16 protein-coding genes and 1 pseudogene are annotated in these 16,173 nt (G+C 65.0%); 12 read left to right on the top strand and 5 right to left on the bottom strand.

The genetic code is table 11. The annotated features are described in order from the left end of the window. Window positions 1–10 precede the first annotated feature (10 nt). Window positions 11–868, bottom strand: coding sequence for a polysaccharide deacetylase family protein (locus PQQ53_RS26625; protein ID WP_408156175.1), 858 nt, complete (start codon window positions 866–868; stop codon window positions 11–13). A gap of 289 nt (window positions 869–1,157) precedes the next feature. On the opposite strand from PQQ53_RS26625, the gene PQQ53_RS26620 reads away from it, so the two are divergent. The 7 genes from PQQ53_RS26620 to PQQ53_RS26590 all read left to right on the top strand — a co-directional run bounded on the left by PQQ53_RS26620 (window position 1,158) and on the right by PQQ53_RS26590 (window position 6,817). Then, window positions 1,158–1,922 carry an SDR family oxidoreductase gene (locus tag PQQ53_RS26620; protein ID WP_408156173.1) on the top strand — a complete coding sequence of 255 codons (765 nt, stop codon included), beginning with the start codon at window positions 1,158–1,160 and terminating at the stop codon, window positions 1,920–1,922. A 78-nt stretch (window positions 1,923–2,000) separates the two neighbouring features. Then, window positions 2,001–2,204, top strand: coding sequence for an oxidoreductase-like domain-containing protein (locus PQQ53_RS26615; RefSeq protein ID WP_408327344.1), 204 nt, complete (start codon window positions 2,001–2,003; stop codon window positions 2,202–2,204). Window positions 2,205–2,255: 51 nt separating this feature from the next. Continuing rightward, a complete protein-coding gene (locus tag PQQ53_RS26610) occupies window positions 2,256–3,125 on the top strand; it encodes an NAD-dependent protein deacetylase (RefSeq protein WP_408327341.1) in 870 nt (289 codons plus the stop codon). A gap of 146 nt (window positions 3,126–3,271) precedes the next feature. Further along, the gene (locus PQQ53_RS26605; RefSeq protein ID WP_408327338.1) at window positions 3,272–3,877 is read left to right on the top strand and encodes a pyridoxamine 5'-phosphate oxidase family protein; all 606 of its coding nucleotides are present in this window, start codon (window positions 3,272–3,274) and stop codon (window positions 3,875–3,877) included. 14 nt (window positions 3,878–3,891) lie between these two features. Then, window positions 3,892–4,527 carry a DUF938 domain-containing protein gene (locus tag PQQ53_RS26600; protein ID WP_408149051.1) on the top strand — a complete coding sequence of 212 codons (636 nt, stop codon included), beginning with the start codon at window positions 3,892–3,894 and terminating at the stop codon, window positions 4,525–4,527. A gap of 292 nt (window positions 4,528–4,819) precedes the next feature. Further along, window positions 4,820–6,232 carry an NADP-dependent phosphogluconate dehydrogenase gene (gnd, locus tag PQQ53_RS26595; protein WP_408149053.1) on the top strand — a complete coding sequence of 471 codons (1,413 nt, stop codon included), beginning with the start codon at window positions 4,820–4,822 and terminating at the stop codon, window positions 6,230–6,232. Window positions 6,233–6,499: 267 nt separating this feature from the next. Beyond that, window positions 6,500–6,817: a DUF4148 domain-containing protein gene (locus PQQ53_RS26590; protein ID WP_408156167.1), complete on the top strand. Its 318-nt coding sequence runs from the start codon at window positions 6,500–6,502 to the stop codon at window positions 6,815–6,817. A gap of 298 nt (window positions 6,818–7,115) precedes the next feature. Here the strand turns inward: PQQ53_RS26590 and PQQ53_RS26585 are convergent, their stop codons facing one another. Next, on the bottom strand, window positions 7,116–7,436 hold the full coding sequence (locus tag PQQ53_RS26585) for a hypothetical protein (protein ID WP_054041885.1): 321 nt from the start codon (window positions 7,434–7,436) through the stop codon (window positions 7,116–7,118). Between the two features lie 285 nt (window positions 7,437–7,721). Here PQQ53_RS26585 and PQQ53_RS26580 point away from each other — a divergent pair, with 285 nt between their 5' ends. The 3 genes and pseudogenes from PQQ53_RS26580 to PQQ53_RS26570 form a co-directional block, all read left to right on the top strand. Then, window positions 7,722–8,033 (top strand): cupin domain-containing protein, encoded by a 312-nt coding sequence (locus PQQ53_RS26580; protein ID WP_168662846.1) that lies wholly within the window; start codon window positions 7,722–7,724, stop codon window positions 8,031–8,033. 158 nt (window positions 8,034–8,191) lie between these two features. Further along, window positions 8,192–8,962, top strand: a complete 771-nt coding sequence (locus tag PQQ53_RS26575; RefSeq protein ID WP_408327335.1) for a peptidoglycan DD-metalloendopeptidase family protein — start codon at window positions 8,192–8,194, stop codon at window positions 8,960–8,962. A gap of 484 nt (window positions 8,963–9,446) precedes the next feature. Next, window positions 9,447–10,049 (top strand): annotated as a pseudogene (locus PQQ53_RS26570) (RNA polymerase sigma factor); the annotation flags it as partial. A 504-nt stretch (window positions 10,050–10,553) separates the two neighbouring features. Here the strand turns inward: PQQ53_RS26570 and PQQ53_RS26565 are convergent. The 3 genes from PQQ53_RS26565 to PQQ53_RS26555 form a co-directional block, all read right to left on the bottom strand. Continuing rightward, entirely contained in the window at window positions 10,554–12,362 is a 1,809-nt protein-coding gene (locus PQQ53_RS26565) for a chloride channel protein (protein WP_408149061.1), read from the bottom strand. 2 nt (window positions 12,363–12,364) lie between these two features. Then, complete coding sequence (locus PQQ53_RS26560) at window positions 12,365–12,781, bottom strand: MarR family winged helix-turn-helix transcriptional regulator (protein ID WP_408149063.1); 417 nt, start codon at window positions 12,779–12,781, stop codon at window positions 12,365–12,367. Between the two features lie 74 nt (window positions 12,782–12,855). After that, complete coding sequence (locus PQQ53_RS26555) at window positions 12,856–14,013, bottom strand: HPP family protein (RefSeq protein ID WP_408149078.1); 1,158 nt, start codon at window positions 14,011–14,013, stop codon at window positions 12,856–12,858. Window positions 14,014–14,428: 415 nt separating this feature from the next. Between PQQ53_RS26555 and PQQ53_RS26550 the strand changes: the two genes are divergently transcribed. Both PQQ53_RS26550 and ltaE read left to right on the top strand, forming a co-directional pair. Beyond that, entirely contained in the window at window positions 14,429–14,923 is a 495-nt protein-coding gene (locus PQQ53_RS26550; RefSeq protein ID WP_408327332.1) for a universal stress protein, read from the top strand. A gap of 251 nt (window positions 14,924–15,174) precedes the next feature. Continuing rightward, the coding region (ltaE, locus tag PQQ53_RS26545) for a low-specificity L-threonine aldolase (protein ID WP_408156158.1) at window positions 15,175–16,173 on the top strand (999 nt) is incomplete at its 3' end.

The raw sequence follows: 16,173 nt of genomic DNA, 5'->3' as shown, positions 1-16,173 counted from the left end.
CCCGCTCGCCTCACGCGTCGATCCGCGCTTCTCTCAACGTAACGAAGCGCAACTCTTTTTGCCGCGCTGCATCGATCACCCTCGGCAGCACCGCGAGAATCAGCGGCGTGCCTTCGATCGTGAGCGCGGCATTGCCGTCGTGCAGCAGCAGAATGTCGCGCGCCGCGAGACCGTCGAGCAGCCGTCGCGTGACCACGCGAGGATCGCGCTCGCGCGTGTCGTAGCCGCGCCGTGTCCATGCCGCCAGCCGCAAATCGAGCTTGCGCAGCACGGGCTCGAGAAAGATGTTGCGCAAGCCCGCGGGGGCGCGGAAAAACATCGGCCGCTCGCCGCACACCTCTTCGAGCGTGCGTTGCGCGGCGTCGATCTCACGCGTGAGCGCGCCTGGCAGCGTCACGGAAAAGGTGTGCACGTGAACCTGCGAATGATTTTCGAGCGCATGGCCTCGCGCGACGATCTCGCGGGCGAGTGCCGGATAGCGCTGTACGTTCGCACCGATGCAGAAGAAAGTGGCGCGCACGTCGAACGCGTCGAGCAGGTCGAGCACTCGCGGTGTGACCACGGGATCGGGGCCGTCGTCGATGGTCAGCGCGATGGCGTCCGCGTTGTGCGCGCCGGCCGGCAGGCGCGTCCAGTTCGGGCCCAGCAGCGAAGTGCGCGGCAGCAGGCCGGTCACCGTGAAAATGGCGTGGTTCACGAAGATCGCGGCCAGCCACCAGAGCCACGCGGCGGGCGCCAGCAGCCAGCCGGCCAGCACGATGACGTGCCATGCGGCGGTCGCGGTGAGCATCGCGGGATAGCCGGTTAGCGGCCAGCGGCGCGGCGGCGCGGGCTGGACGCCATGCGGCGTCGTGGAGAATTCGTTCATCAAAGCGTGCTTCCTGTCTGCCTTCTTCCGTCCGGGAAGGCCATGAATCCTGCGCATCACGCGCAGCCGCGAAAGATACCATTGATGCGCGCCGGGGCGCGCGGGTGTCAGGAATGGTTGCAAATGAAAGCACGATGAAAGTTGAGGCGCTGTGGTGGGGCCTTTGCGATTGGCAATCCGCTGCTGTATGGTGCCGGGGCAGGAGCGCGTGCGTGTCCGCCGTTATAGGGTCGAGGCGGACCGGTGAGCACGCGCAGTTGCGAGCATTGAGGTCGACAGGAGACACACAGTGACGGAAACGGAAATCGGAAAGATCGCGCTGGTAACCGGCGCGGGCAGCGGCATCGGACGCGCGTGTGCGCTCAGGCTGCTGGAACACGGTTATCACGTCGTGCTGGCCGGGCGCCGTCAGGCGGCGCTCGATGCCGTGGCGCAGGAAGCACAACACCTGAACGGCGACGCGCTCGCCGTCGCCTGCGACGTGGCGGACGCCGCCAGCGTCGCGGCGCTGTTCGCTCAGATCCGCGAGCGTTTCGGCCGGCTCGACGTGCTGTTCAACAACGCGGGCCGCAACGGCTCGCCCGTCGATATCGATCAACTCGATATCGATGAATGGCGCTCCATCGTCGACACCAATCTCACTGGCGTGTTCCTCTGCACACGGGCCGCCTTCGGCCTGATGAAAACGCAGAGTCCGCGCGGCGGCCGCATCATCAATAATGGCTCGATTTCCGCGCATGCGCCGCGGCCCAACAGCATAGGCTATACGGCCACCAAACACGCTATCACAGGTCTCACGAAAGCCGTGTCGCTCGATGGCCGCCAGTACGACATCGTGTGCGGGCAGATCGACATCGGCAATGCCGAAACCGAAATGGCCGCGCGGATGGCGCGCGGCGTGCGGCAAGCCAACGGCGAAATCGCCGTCGAGCCGCTGATGGACGTGCGGCACGTCGCCGACGCGGTGCTGCACATGGCCGAATTGCCGCTGTCGGCGAACGTGCAGTTCATGACCATCATGGCGAGCAAGATGCCGTTCGTCGGCCGGGGCTGAGGTTGCGCGCGCGGCAGCGCGCCATGCGGGATCAACTTATACTGGGCGCTTCCTGTTTTTCACGGAACGCGATTCGCCGTGCCCCAAGCCACACCCAGCGACGACCCGCAGCCGTTGCCGCCCGAGCAGCCCGATCTCAACGACTGTTGTCATAGCGGCTGCAGTCCCTGTATTTTCGATCTCTACGACGAAGCGCTCGCGCGCTATCGGACCGCGCTCGCCGAGTGGCAGGCGCGGCACGCGACACCCACGCGGCAAACCAGGCCGCGCCCGCCTCGTTGAGCGGCATGCGAGGTGACACGTCCAGGCCGCCGTCTTTCACCGTGCTCCGTCATGACCGATCTTCAGCCCGCGCCACTCGAACCTTTGCCTGACTCGCACACGCTCGACGACCTGCATCGCTTCGTGCAGCGTTATCCGCGCCTGTTCGTGCTGACCGGCGCGGGCATCAGCACCGACTCGGGCATCCCCGGCTATCGCGACGACAACGGCGAGTGGAAGCGCTCGCCGCCGATCACACTGCAGGAGTTCCTCGGCACGCTCGCGATGCGCCAGCGCTACTGGGCGCGCAGCATGGTCGGCTGGCCGGTGGTCGCGCGGGCGCAGCCGAACGCCGCGCATACCGCTCTGGCCCGGCTCGAAGCGGCCGGCCACGTGCCGACGCTGGTGACGCAGAACGTCGACGGCCTGCATCAGCGCGCGGGCAGCCGCGCGGTGATCGAACTGCATGGCGGCATCGACGGCGTGACGTGCCTCGATTGCGGGTTGCAGCATGCGCGCGCGTCGATTCAGCAGGTGCTGGAAGCGGACAATCCTGCGCTGCTGGACGTGAGCGCCGAAACCGCCGCCGATGGCGACGCGCATCTCGAATGGCACGGTCTCGGCGGCTTCCGCATTCCGGCGTGTCCGAACTGCGGCGGTCTGCTGAAGCCGGCCGTGGTGTTCTTCGGCGAAAGCGTGCCGAAGGAGCGCGTCGAAGCGGCCTCGCACGCGCTCGATGCGGCGGATGCGTTGCTGGTAGCCGGCTCGTCGCTGATGGTGTATTCCGGTTATCGCTTCTGCGTGTGGGCGCAGAGGCAGGGCAAGCCGATCGCCGCGATCAATCTGGGGCGCACGCGCGCCGATCCGTTGCTGTCGTTGAAGCTCGCCGCGCCTTGCGGGGACACGCTGAGCGCGCTGGCCGGCCGGCTGGCGCTGGATTGAGCGACGGGCACGCGAGGAGCGGTGGCGTGCGGGGCGGCTCACCCATTGGGCTGCTCCGACAAGCCGCTTCGCTTCTGCCGCGCGCGCCGCTCGCGTGCTGCTCGTGAGTCGCCCCGAATAACAACGCAACTCGAAAGGAAACGCCGATGTTGACCACGATCGAACAGCTCGAAGCCCTCTACGGCCAGCCGCACGAGCGCGCGCTGCGCAAGGAGATCGCGTACGTCAACGAAGACTATCGCGCGTTCATCGAAGTCGCGCCGTTCGCCGTGCTGGCCACCGCCGGTCCGGACGGCCTCGACTGTTCGCCGCGCGGCGACGCGCCGGGCTTCGTGCGGGTCGTCGACGAACGCACGCTCGCGCTGCCGGACCGCATCGGCAACAATCGCCTCGACAGTCTGCGCAATATCATCGTCGAGCCGCGGCTGGCGTTGCTGTTCATCATTCCCGGCGTCGGCGAAAGTTTGCGCGTGAATGGCCGCGGGCGGATTACCAGCGACGCCGAATGGCTGGACAGTTTCGCCGTCGAAGGTAAACTGCCGCGCACCGTGCTGCTGATCGACGTCGACTCGGTGTATTTTCACTGCTCGAAGGCGCTCGTGCGTTCGAAACTGTGGGACCCGGCGCGGCACGTCGAACGCTCGCAGTTGCCGAGCGCGGGCGAGATTCATCGGCGCCTGAACGGCGCCGGCTTCGACGCCGCCACCTACGACCGCGAGTTCGCCGAACGCGTGCGCACGACCCTCTATTGACACACAATCCAACCATGACTGATTCCCATCCGGCGCTGCGGCAACGTTCGCCTTCCGCGGAGCGCAATCGCGAACCGATCCTCGCCGTGCTGCGCGACACGCTGCCGGCCACCGGCCGCGTGCTCGAAATCGCGAGCGGCACGGGCCAGCACGCGATGTGCTTCGCCCGCGCGCTGCCCGGGCTGGACTGGCAGCCGAGCGACGCCGACGCCGACGCGCGCGCGTCGATTGCCGCGTGGATCGCGCACGAGGGTCTGCGCAACGTGCGCGCGCCGCTCGCTCTGGACGTGCATCAACCGGACTGGGGCGTGGATGCTGCGCTCGACGCGGTGATCTGCGTCAACATGATTCACATCTCGCCGTGGAGCGCGGCCGAGGCGCTGTTCGCCGGCGCGAGCCGCCGTCTCGTCGATGGCGGTGTACTGTATCTGTATGGTCCGTACAAACGCGGGGGTGCGCATACGGCGCCGAGCAATGACGCGTTCGATCAGCAGTTGCGCAGCCGCGACCCCGAGTGGGGCGTGCGCGACATGGAAGCCGTGATTGCGCTGGGCGCGTCGGTCGGCTTCGCGTGCGACGAGCCGATCGCGATGCCGGCCAACAATTTCAGCCTTGTGTTCAGGAAACGCCCGGACGCGGCGCAAGTCTGACGGACGTCGCATTCGGCCACGGCGCGGCTCCGGCAAACGGTTTTTTCGCGGGCTGAAACCGGCCTGCTTCATGAGTCGCGGCGACGTGGCGGCACGCATCGAGGCTTCATGAAGGGCCGCCGCGAAGCGAATCATGAAGCGGCGCCGCGCCGGCCGCATGCAGTGGAACACACCGCCCGTTGTCCGCCAACGAGCGGCAAGTGCGCATTTCTTTTATCCTTTCACCCTCGACGCCGCGCCGACCTTCCTTCCGGCGCGGCGTCACGACATTTTTGGACTCTGGAGAATTCACATGGGCAAACAGGCAATCGGCGTGGTGGGGCTGGCGGTCATGGGCCGCAATCTGGCGCTCAACATCGAGAGCCGCGGCCACGCGGTGTCGGTGTACAACCGTAGCCGCGAGAAAACCGACGAACTCATCGCCGAATATCCGGACAAGAAGCTGGTGCCGGCCTTCACGCTGGAAGACTTCGTGGAGTCGCTGGAAAAGCCGCGCCGCATTCTGCTGATGGTCAAGGCCGGTGAAGGCACCGACGCCACCATCGCCTCGCTCAAGCCGCTGCTCGACAAGGGCGACATTCTGATCGACGGCGGCAACACGCATTTCACCGACACCATCCGCCGCAATCAGGAACTCGCGAAGGCCGGTCTGCATTTCATCGGCACCGGCGTCTCCGGTGGTGAGGAAGGCGCGCTGAAGGGCCCCTCGATCATGCCGGGCGGCCAGCGCGAAGCGTACGACCTGGTCGCCCCGATCCTCACCGAAATCGCCGCGAAGGCGCCGGACGGCGAGCCGTGCGTCGCCTACATGGGTCCGGATGGCGCGGGCCACTTCGTGAAGATGGTGCACAACGGCATCGAATACGGCGACATGCAGCTGATTGCCGAAAGTTATGCGGTGCTCAAGCAGGTCGTCGGCTTGTCGAACGAAGAGCTGGGCAAGGTCTACACCGAGTGGAATCAGGGCGAGCTCGACAGCTACCTGATCGAAATCACCTCGAAGATCTTCGGCAAGAAGGACGAGGAAACCGGCAAGGATCTGGTCGACGTGATTCTCGACCGCGCCGCGCAGAAGGGCACCGGCAAGTGGACCAGCCAGAACGCGCTCGACCTCGGCGCGCCGCTGCCGCTGATCACCGAGGCCGTGTTCGCGCGTGTGCTGTCGTCGCTGAAGGATCAGCGCGTGGCCGCGAGCAAGGTGCTGGAGGGACCGCAGGCGAAGCCGCTCGAGGGTGGCAAGCGCGACGCGTTCATCGAAGCGGTGCGCCGCGCGCTGTACTTCAGCAAGGTGATTTCGTACGCGCAAGGCTTCGCGCAACTGCGCGCCGCGTCGCAAGAGTACAAGTGGGACCTGGATTTCGGCACGATCGCGAAGATCTTCCGCGCCGGCTGCATCATCCGCGCCCGTTTCCTGCAGAAGATCACGGACGCCTACACGAAGGACAAAGCGATCGCGAATCTGCTGCTCGATCCGTACTTCCGCGACATCGCGAAGAACTACCAGTCGGCATTGCGCGAGGTCGTGGTGGCCGCGATCAATGCGGGTGTGCCGGTGCCGGCTTTCGCGTCGGCGGTGGCGTATTTCGATGCGTATCGCTCGGAACGCCTGCCGGCGAACCTCGTGCAGGCGCAGCGCGACTTCTTCGGCGCGCATACGTTCGAGCGCACCGATAAGCCGGGCAGCTTCCACGCGAACTGGAGCTGATCGTTCGAATCGCGACCTGCCGCGCCTTCGTCGTAGGGCAGGGCGGGTCGCGTCGTTGTTCGAATGCCGGCCGCCGCATATTGTTGCTGGAATTCGCTGAACCATTTCGCATACTGGTTAATGATTTCAGCACTATTGCAAAAACAACAATAGAGTTTCGTTGTTTTAGGTGTTTACCCTAGGTATCAACCCTCCTAAACTTGTTTTCAAGCGCTGCAGGAGAACAAACCCAAAGCGCACTACACAACAAGTTATGGAGGTTTAATCATGAAGACCCTGATCTCTGCAGTTGTCGTCGCCGCCGCTCTGGTTGCTCCTGTCGCGTCGTTCGCCCAATCGAATCAGCCGGTCACGCGCGCTCAGGTTCGCGCTGAACTGGTGCAGCTCGAAAAGGCCGGCTACAACCCGTCGAACGACAACTTCGCTTACCCGGCGAGCATCCAGGCTGCGCAAGCGCGCGTCGATGCACAAAACGGTACGGCTCAAGCTGCGAACAGCGGCTACGGCGCGCCGATGGCTGGCACCTCGCAAGCCGGCCGTCCGGTGAGCAACACCGACCGCAACTCGGTCTACTTCGGCAACTAAGCTGCGCCGAAGCTCATGAAGGCGCCGCCTGATCGATAAGGCGGCGAGCAATAAAAAAACGCCATCCGCTTTGCTGGATGGCGTTTTGTCGTTTACGGCGCTGGGCCAGTCTCGGTCGAGGCTCCAATGCGGCTGTCTGCGATTGGACAAGGGCTTGATCCCTTGGCCGGCAGCCAGATTGAGTCACCGGACCGGCCCGCGCGTGCTGTCCACCTACGCCTGCCTGCAGCGCTCCCTCCGCGCAGCTGGTGAAGCGAGCGACAGCGCGGGATGTATAGGCACTTCGCAAACACCCCCGCTAATGCAACGTACGATGCCGGCGGCCGATTTCATCGAAGAGTGCGCGGCTGGGTTCCAGGGCGAGCAGCCAGGATTCGTCGTAGCCGCTCAGGTTGTCTAGCGCCTCGCGCAGCCGCTCGATCGCCAACGCCGGAATCTCGACGCTGGCTTCGACGCCGCTCGATAGCCCCGCGATGCTGGCCAGTTGCACCAAGGCGTCGGCGGCTTCGGCCACGTCGGCGGCGAAAACGAGGTGCGTATTCAGCAACTCGACCAGACCGGGCGACGCCGCAACATCGTCGACGTTCAGTTGCACGGCCAGAAAGGTGGCTTTGTTCATGCTCCGCTCCTCGCAGGATCCAGACGTAGGCGCAGGGTGTGCTCCGCGCAGCTTGAGGGAGTATAGGCGAGGCCTCAAAGGTTTCAATAATCACACGAATGGGTCAGATGACCTTGTCGCGGAGGGCGCCAGAGCGGTCCGACCCGCTGTCCGACCCGCTGTCCGACCCGCTGTCCGACCTATAATGGGGCCAGTCGAAAGCCTGTTGCGCCAGCTTGCGCCGCTGCGGTATGCGCGCGAGGAAAGCACTCGGCGGCGTCCGTTTTTCTCAACTGCCCTTTGACCATGAAGATCATCCGCAGCAAGAGCTTTACCGCGACGCGTCCCTGGGGCGCGCTCGACATCGCCAGCATGAACGGCATCACGACGCGCCTGCATTGGACCGATCAGCCGTACAAGTGGCACGTCAACGACGGCGAGGAAGTGTTCGCCGTGCTCGATGGCCGCGTCGAGATGCGCTATCGCGAGGACGGCGTCGAGCGCTCGGCCGTGCTGGAAACGGGCGATGTGTTCTACGCGTCGGTAGGCACCGAGCACGTGGCTCATCCGATCGGCGCGGCGCGCATCCTGGTGGTCGAAGCGCAGGGCAGCGTCTGAACGAACTTCGGCAGGTTTGAGGCCATGCCCACACCGTCGCCCGTGGGCATGGCGGCATAATGGAGAGCCATTGCCGCGCCGGTCCGCGAGACACGGCGGCACGGTAAATGCTTGGGCATCGATTGAATCCGATTGAAACAGGTGTCGAGGAAAATCACATGACAAGACAATGGCAATTGGCGGGGACGCGCTGGCTGACAGTGGCCGCGCTCGGCGTGATGTTTAGCGGCTGCACGTCGATGCCGTGGGAGAGCACGCCGTTCTACAGCAGCGCGCCGTCCAGCCCGACCACCCTCAGCACGGTGCCGGTTCCCGCCGGGTTCTACCGGGTCAATGCGGGCGATACGATTGGCGGCATCGCGTCGGCGTATGGCCGCAAGCCGCAGGAGATCGCCGCGTGGAACGGTCTCGCGGTCAACTCACCGGTCACGCCGGGCCAGGTATTGCGCGTGTCTCCGCCGATGGCCTCCGGCAGCGTCGTCACGCCGCCGGTCGGCGTTGCCCCGGCCGCGCCGGGTGCTGCGCCCGCTGCGCCCACTGCCTCCGCCGGTCCCCAGCAGGGCGTGCTGCAATGGCCGCTGCGCGGGCCGATCCTGAAAGCCTTCGCGCAGGGTAAGTCGAACGGCATCGTGATCGGCGGGCGCCCCGGCGATCCGGTCAAAGCCGCTGCGACCGGCCGCGTGGTCTACGCAGGCTCCGGTATCGAAGCGTATGGTCCGCTCATCATCATCAAGCATGACGACTCGCTGATCACCGCGTACGGTCAGAACAGCACGCTGCTCGTCAAGGAAGGCGACGCGGTCGCACAAGGGCAGACCATCGGCGAGGTAGGGGTGGATAGCCGCGGCGTCGCGTCGATCCAGTTCGAAGTCCGCTACAACGGTCAACCTGTCGACCCACTCACCTGGCTGCCGAAAACAGGTGGATGAGCCTTCGTAGCCCGGTTTGCGCGTGGCGTGTTTTGGCACTGCGTCGATGAACGCATCGGCGTGGCGCGCAAGCGGGTTTGAAGCATTGCGTGCGGCTACCGGAGCCCGTAGCCGTCGCACTCAACGCATGAAGCGCATGAAGCATGCGGAAACAGGGCTCCTCCCGGTGACATCCAGGTCCGTATCAACGATCGCATCGGATCTGGACTGCGACCGCCAGCCAGGCGCGCGACGATCATCCGGGAGACACCTCATGAAGTGGCTCAACGTTACTCTGTTCGGGGCGCTGACTCTGGCCAGCCAGGCTGGCCATGCGCAAAGCGCCGGCCCCACCGATCCTCAGAGCGCAGCGATTCGGGCAGCACCGCGCCGAACGCTTCATGGAGTTACGTGGCGAGCAAGCCGGGCAGCTATCCGTATCTGTGCAACTTCCATCCGACGATGCATGGCACACTGAATGTCCGGTGATACAACCTGACGGGCGCGCTATGACGGCCGGCGTCTGTATCGTCTGGCGCGCGCAACACTCCATAACGACGCCGAGGCCGAGGACGCGTTGCAGGAAGCGTATCTCTCGGCATATCGATCGATCGGCCAGTTTCGCGGCGAGTCCGCGCTCCTCACGTGGCTGTCGCGGTTGGTGCTCAACGAATGCTTTGGCCGTTTGCGCCGCGAGGCCAGGCGTCAGAACGTGATTCCGATGGTGGACCCCGGCATGTATGCCGACTTCGACGTGATGAAAGCAGACGATTCGAATTCCCCGGACAGAGCGGCGGCGCGCGCTGAATTACGCGCGTTGCTCGAACGCAAACTGGACGAACTGCCTGATGTGTTCCGCGTCGTCTTCGTGCTGCGCTCGGTCGAGGAAATGAGCATCGAGGAAACCGCGCAATGTCTCGCGATTCCGGAGGCGACGGTGCGCCGCCGGCATTTTCGCGCGAGAAATCTGCTGCGCGAATCGCTGGCTCGGGAAGTCGATTCGATCGAACGGGACCTGTTCGAGTTCGGCGGCGCTCGATGCGACCGGGTGGTCGCTGCTGTGCTGGCAAGTCTGATTGGTGAGCGTAACGGCGTCGGCCGTTGTTAACCGGTGCAGTTCGGTTCGCTAGGTGATTTGCAGGGAGGCGAGAAATGATCAGCGTCCCTAAGTATTCGTGCGGGAAAAGGGCTTTCCCCGGCGGAAGCATTCGCTGTATGTTGACCGTGTCGGTCATCTGCGTTCTGGTTGCAAGCCGGGAAGCGAAAGCGGAAGGGCGAACTATCCGCATCGTATCGGGCACGTACGGCCAGAACTGCGGAGCGCTACACGGCAACGTCACCCATGACCTGGCGCATCGTTGCGACGGCCGGACGACATGCGAATATTCGCCGCGCGCGCCGCGCAAAGGCCGCGTGGCCGCGGCGTGCAGCAATGACTTCGTGGCCGAGTGGCGTTGCGGCGGGGCCGAGTTCCACACCGCCGCACTCGGCCCCGCAGTGAGATGGGGTGACACACTCGTGCTGAGTTGCGCAAGCGAGCGCGGCGCGGGCAAATAGCGCCGCACCGCGTAGCCGGCAGGCCGCAAGCGGCCTCGATTCCAATGTGCCTGTGTCAGCCCGCTCTGCGAACCGGCGCAAAGCGCCGCTTGCCGCGCGCCGGTGTCAGGCGCCGAAAACGCTCCCGCTTATGCTCTTCTTCGAAATGGCTGAGCGACGGTTTGACCAGATCACTCCGCGACACGATGCCAACGAGGCGCATGCTCTTGTGGTCGGCCACCACGGGCAATCGTTCGAGATTGTGCACGGCCAGCCGCGTCGCGACGAGACGACAGGTTTCCGACGGCAACGCGGAGGCCGGGGTGGTCTGGCCGAACACATCGGTGAGCTTCAGCGCGCGTTTCGCCGCTTTGCTTTCACCGTCTTCGGCGCACAAGCGTTCGAGCATGGCGCGGTCGGCCACGCCGATCACCGCGCCGTCAAGGACCACGGGATAGGCCCGGCGCAGCTGGCTGGCGCCGAAAAACGCCGTCAGCGCGTCGCCGGCCGTCATGTCAGCATCGATCGATTCGACCGTGGTCGTCATCACCTCGTCGACGTAATGACGCTCGAGCGGGTCGACGCCATACTCGCGATAGATGTGATAACCACGGCGTGCGATTTTCTCGGTCATGATCGAGCGACGCATCACCACGGTGGAAAAGCCGTGTGCGATCAGCGTCGCGGTCAGGAGCGGCAGCAGCGCGTTGCTGTCATGAGTGAGACCGAAGGCGAACACGATGGCCGTCAACGGTGCACCGAGGGTGGCGCCGAGCGTGGCGGCCATGCAGACGAGCGGCCACAACGCCGGCTGGTTGCCAGGCAGCCAGTGCGAGAGCACCGCGCCGAGCCCGGCGCCGAGCATCAGCAGCGGCGCGAGTACGCCGCCCGAGGTGCCGGAGCCGAGCGCGACGACCCACATGACGGCCTTCACCGCCAGCAGCAGGAGTGCGACCTGCAACGCGATGTGCTGATGCAGCAGATCGCCGATCACGTCGTAACCGACGCCGAGTGCGCGCGGTTCGAGCCATCCGCCGATGCCGACCACGATCCCGCCCAACGCCGGCCACCACATCCAGTGGATCGGCAGTTTGCCGAACAGGTCTTCCGTCTTGTACAGCGCCGCGGAAAGTCCGGAGGCCAACGCGCCGGACAGCAGCCCGGCGATCACGCAGGACAGCAGCGACCAGCTATCCGGTGCGGCCGTTTCGAGCGGGAACAACGGGCCCGTGCCGAAGAACAGCGCGCGGGCGAAACCGGCGACCGCACAGGCTACCGCCACCGGCAGGAAGCTGCGCGGGCGCCACTCGAACAGCAGCAGTTCGACCGCGAGCAGCACGGCCGCCACCGGCGTGCCGAACACGGCGGTCATACCGGCAGCGGCGCCCGCCACCAGCAGCGTCTTGCGTTCCGCCGCCGTGACCTTGACGCATTGCGCGATCAGCGAGCCGAGTGCGCCGCCGGTCATGATGATAGGACCTTCCGCGCCGAACGGGCCGCCGCTGCCGATCACGATGCCTGACGACAGCGGCTTGAGCACCGCCACCTTCGGCGACATCCTGCTCTTGCCGAACAGGATCGCTTCGATCGCCTCGGGAATGCCGTGTCCGCGAATTTTCTCCGAACCGTATCGCGCCATCAGCCCGACGATCAGGCCGCCGATCACCGGCACGCCGATCACCCATAGGCCGAGTGTGTTTTCGGCGGGCGAACGTTCGGCGAACGACAGCGTGCCGAAGAAGAACAGATTGGTGAACAGATGAATCAGGTTCAGCAACACGAATGCAGCCAGCGTGCTGACTATGCCGATGCACGCGGCCAGCGCAAAAATGCCAGGCAGCCGGGCGTTAGCCGAAAAGTCACGCTTATGGGAATCCATGCTCATGATTAGTCGAGGTCGATCTGTGGAATCTGGAAAGCGCCTTCGAGCGATTTCAATTCGGCGCGGTGCAGTTCCGCGAGTCTCGCGAGCACGCGTTCGCCCGCTTTTTCAAGGTGCACTTCCACCTGCCGGCGATCGGTTTCGCTGACCTGGCGGCGCACCAGATTGAGCGCCTCGCAGCGCGACACCAGCGCGACGACGCCGTGATGCTGCGACTGCAGGCGCTCGGCGAGCTCGCCGACGCTCGCCCAGTCGCGCCCGGGGTACCCCTTGATATGCAGCAGCAACAGATACTGCAACGGCGTGATGCCCTCGCTCTGGGCGGCCTGTTCGGAGAAGCGCTCGAAGCGCCGCATCTGATAGCGAAACTCCGAGAGTTGCTCGAAGTCGGGTTTCGTCAGTCCGCGAGTCCGTACTTTCATGGGACGCCTGTGCATGCAGATGAAACGCTGAATATATCACGAAGTGATGTATTCATTCCTGCTGCCGGATGCCGTCAGGCAGTCTGCTGAGCCTTCATCACGGTTTGCCGGTAGAGGCCGGAGATCAGGTCCACCTGCGTAATCATGCCGATCAAATGCCCGCCGGCATCGAGCACCGGAATGTGGTGGTGGCCGTGATGGGCGAACATCGGCACGAGGTCGGTGATCGGCGCCGTGGCCGCGATGGTGCGGACCTCGGTACTCATCACGTGGCCGACGCTCGGAGGACGGCGCGGGTCGCCGCGCAGCCAGCTGTCGATCTGCGTGATGATCGGCGCGAACTTGCTGAAAACCCGCTTATCGACGAGGTCGGTTCGCGTCACGATGCCGATCAGGTTCTGGCCGGCATCGATAACGGGGAGCGCCTTGACCTTGTTGCGTTTCAACAGGCCCCACGCGGTCGTCGCGCGCGTGGTCACGGAGACCGTCACCACATGGCGGGACATGATGTCTTCGCAGCTCAGCTCGTTGAAGCTGCGCGAAAAGGCCTGAAGCTGCGTGTCGCGCAGCAGCGATTCGAGGTCGTCCGGGTCGATGTCCAGCATTTCGCCACGGCGCTTCAAAACCGTGTCGAGATCGGCCCGGGTGAAGCCGCCGCGCGACGCGTCGTCGACCGGGGCGCTGCGGTTCTGCCGCCCCGCGTGCGGGTAGCGGTGGCCGGTGACGGCGTGGTAGGCGAGCGCCGCGGCGAGCAGCGCAACCGACTGGATCGCAATCGGCTCCAGCACGAACCGGTAGCCCAGCGCGTGAATGGCCGGTCCACCCACCACCGCCGTCAATGCGACCGCGCCCGAAGGCGGGTGAACGCAGCGCAGCGCGAACATCCCGCCGATCGACAGCGCGACCGCCAGCGCGGCGGCGAGGGTCGGATCGGCGATTGCATGGGCACAGGTCACGCCGATCGTCGCCGCCACCAGATTGCCGCCGATGATCGACCAGGGCTGCGCGAGCGGACTGGCGGGCACGGCAAACAACAGCACGGCGGATGCGCCCATCGGCGCGACGAGCAGCGGGATGCTCGCCGCCGGCCCGAGCAGCAGATACATGGAACCGCCAGTGAATGCGATGCCGAGCAGCGCGCCGAGGCACGAGCGGCCGCGCTCCTGCCATTTCACGGCGACCGGTGCGGGAATGAAGCTGGCAAGCCAGCGCAGGGCAATGGAGCGGGACAAGATCTGGACAGGAAAAGGAGTTGATGATGCGGGCCGGCATGACCGGGGAAACCCTGGCGACGCGCGTGCCCTGTGGCGGTGATTATATTGCATTGTGATATAAAAACTGACTCCTGACCGGTTCAAGGGTGAGCGGCAATGTCGTTTCGTCCTGCAGATCAAGTTCAGCGATGCGCGACCTGGAGCAATGACAATTGAGCATTGCCCGCCGAGTTTTCTTGCACCCATTTTCACCTTCGGATGCCAGGCGGCTCATATGTCACAAAGTGACATACAATGAACTGGGAATGTGCTGGCCTTGCGGCTATGCAGCTGTTGGCGTCGAGCGTGGCGGATCCGTTTTCGCCTCTGTCGTTTGAGTTGCGGGTTGCCGTGCTGTCGCGTTTCGCAAACGCAAAGCACAGGGAGAAATGACATGCCGACATTCAACCGCATTCTTCTCTGTTACGACGGAACCCGGGAGGGACAGCACGCATTGAAGGACGGCGCTTCTCTGGCTCAGGAGCTTCACGCGGAAGTGCACGTGCTCTCCGTCCTCAACAATCTCCCGTGGATGCAAGGCGCCGACGTTGCCTCCGCCGTGCCGATCGATCTCATCACCGATTCGGCCAGAAGTTTGCTCGACGAAGGGTTGCAGAAGCTCGCCGCGCGCGGAATCATCGCGCGCGGACATTTCGCCATCGGCGATCCGCTCGATCAGATTCCGCTGCTGGCAAACGAACTGAAGGTGGACCTGATCGTCGTCGGACATCGTCATTCGAGCCGCCTCGCGCGCTGGTGGGGCGGCAGGAGCAACGGCCTGCTGCTGGACCGGGTCAGTTGCAGCGTGCTCGTCACGATGGGACCGGAAATCGATCCGCACGCAGCGGTGAGTGGAAGCTCGGACGCCGGCGAGACGACGCATCGTTAGAGCATTCCTGGCGCAATCTGATGGCGCGAGCGCGCCGGCTTTGCTGCAATCGCATCCCACGGGAGCGGGCCGCCGCGCTCGGTTCACCGGACATCCCTGCCGGTGGGTGCTGCGCTGCACCAGTGACAAAACAAAAAGCAAAAAGCAAAATACACGGCTGACCCGCCAACGCCGCATTCCCTCTTCGCAAAATTGAAGGGCGCGCCGCCGGCGGTCATAGGCTGTCATTCATGGACGCACAGGGACACACAATGATCGATTTGCGCAGCGATACCGTAACCCGCCCGACTCCGCCGATGCTCGCGGCCATGTCGGCCGCCGAAGTCGGCGACGACGTCTGGGGCGACGACCCCACCGTACTGCGTCTGCAAGCCACGGTCGCCGAACGCGCCGGCAAGGAAGCCGGCCTGTTCTTCCCGAGCGGCACGCAAAGCAATCTCGCGGCATTGATGGCGCACTGCGCGCGCGGCGACGAATACATCGTCGGCCAACTGGCGCACACGTACAAATACGAAGGCGGCGGCGCGGCGGTGCTCGGCAGCATCCAGCCGCAGCCGCTCGAGAACGCCGCCGACGGCTCGATCCCGCTCGAGAAGATCGCCGCCGCGATCAAGCCCATCGACAACCACTTCGCGCGCACGCGTCTGCTGGCGCTGGAAAACACCATCGGCGGCAAGGTGCTGCCGGCCGGTTACGTCGCCGAGGCGGTGCAACTCGCGCGTCAGCGGGGCCTCGCGGCTCACCTCGACGGCGCGCGCGTCTACAACGCGGCAGTCGCCTCGGGCAAGCCGGTCGCGGCGCTGTGCGAGCCGTTCGATTCCGTCTCGATCTGCTTTTCGAAGGGACTGGGCGCGCCGGTGGGCTCGGTGCTGGTCGGCAGCCAGGCGCTGATCGACGTGGCGCACCGCTGGCGCAAGGTGCTGGGCGGCGGTATGCGCCAGGCCGGCGTGCTGGCGGCGGCGTGCCTGTATGCGCTGGATCACAACGTCGAGCGTCTCGCCGACGACCACGCGAACGCAGCGCATCTGGCAGCGGGTCTGGAGTCGATCGAACAGGTGAAGGTGCAGTCGGTCGCGACGAACATGGTGTTCGCGCAGTTTCCGCAGCAGCATTGCGTGCCGCTCGAAGCGTGGCTCAAGGAGCGCGGCATCCTCACGCAGATGCTGTATGCGTCGCGCTTCGTCACGCATAAGGACGTGTCGCGCGCCGACATCGACACGTTCATCGCCGCCGTGAAGGGGTATTTCGCG

Origin of the sequence: Paraburkholderia strydomiana, from assembly GCF_046030495.1 — a bacterium.
GTDB lineage: Bacteria > Pseudomonadota > Gammaproteobacteria > Burkholderiales > Burkholderiaceae > Paraburkholderia > Paraburkholderia strydomiana_A.
The sequence above is the reverse complement of the archived record's forward strand: the minus strand, read 5'-3'. Positions and strand labels throughout refer to the sequence as shown.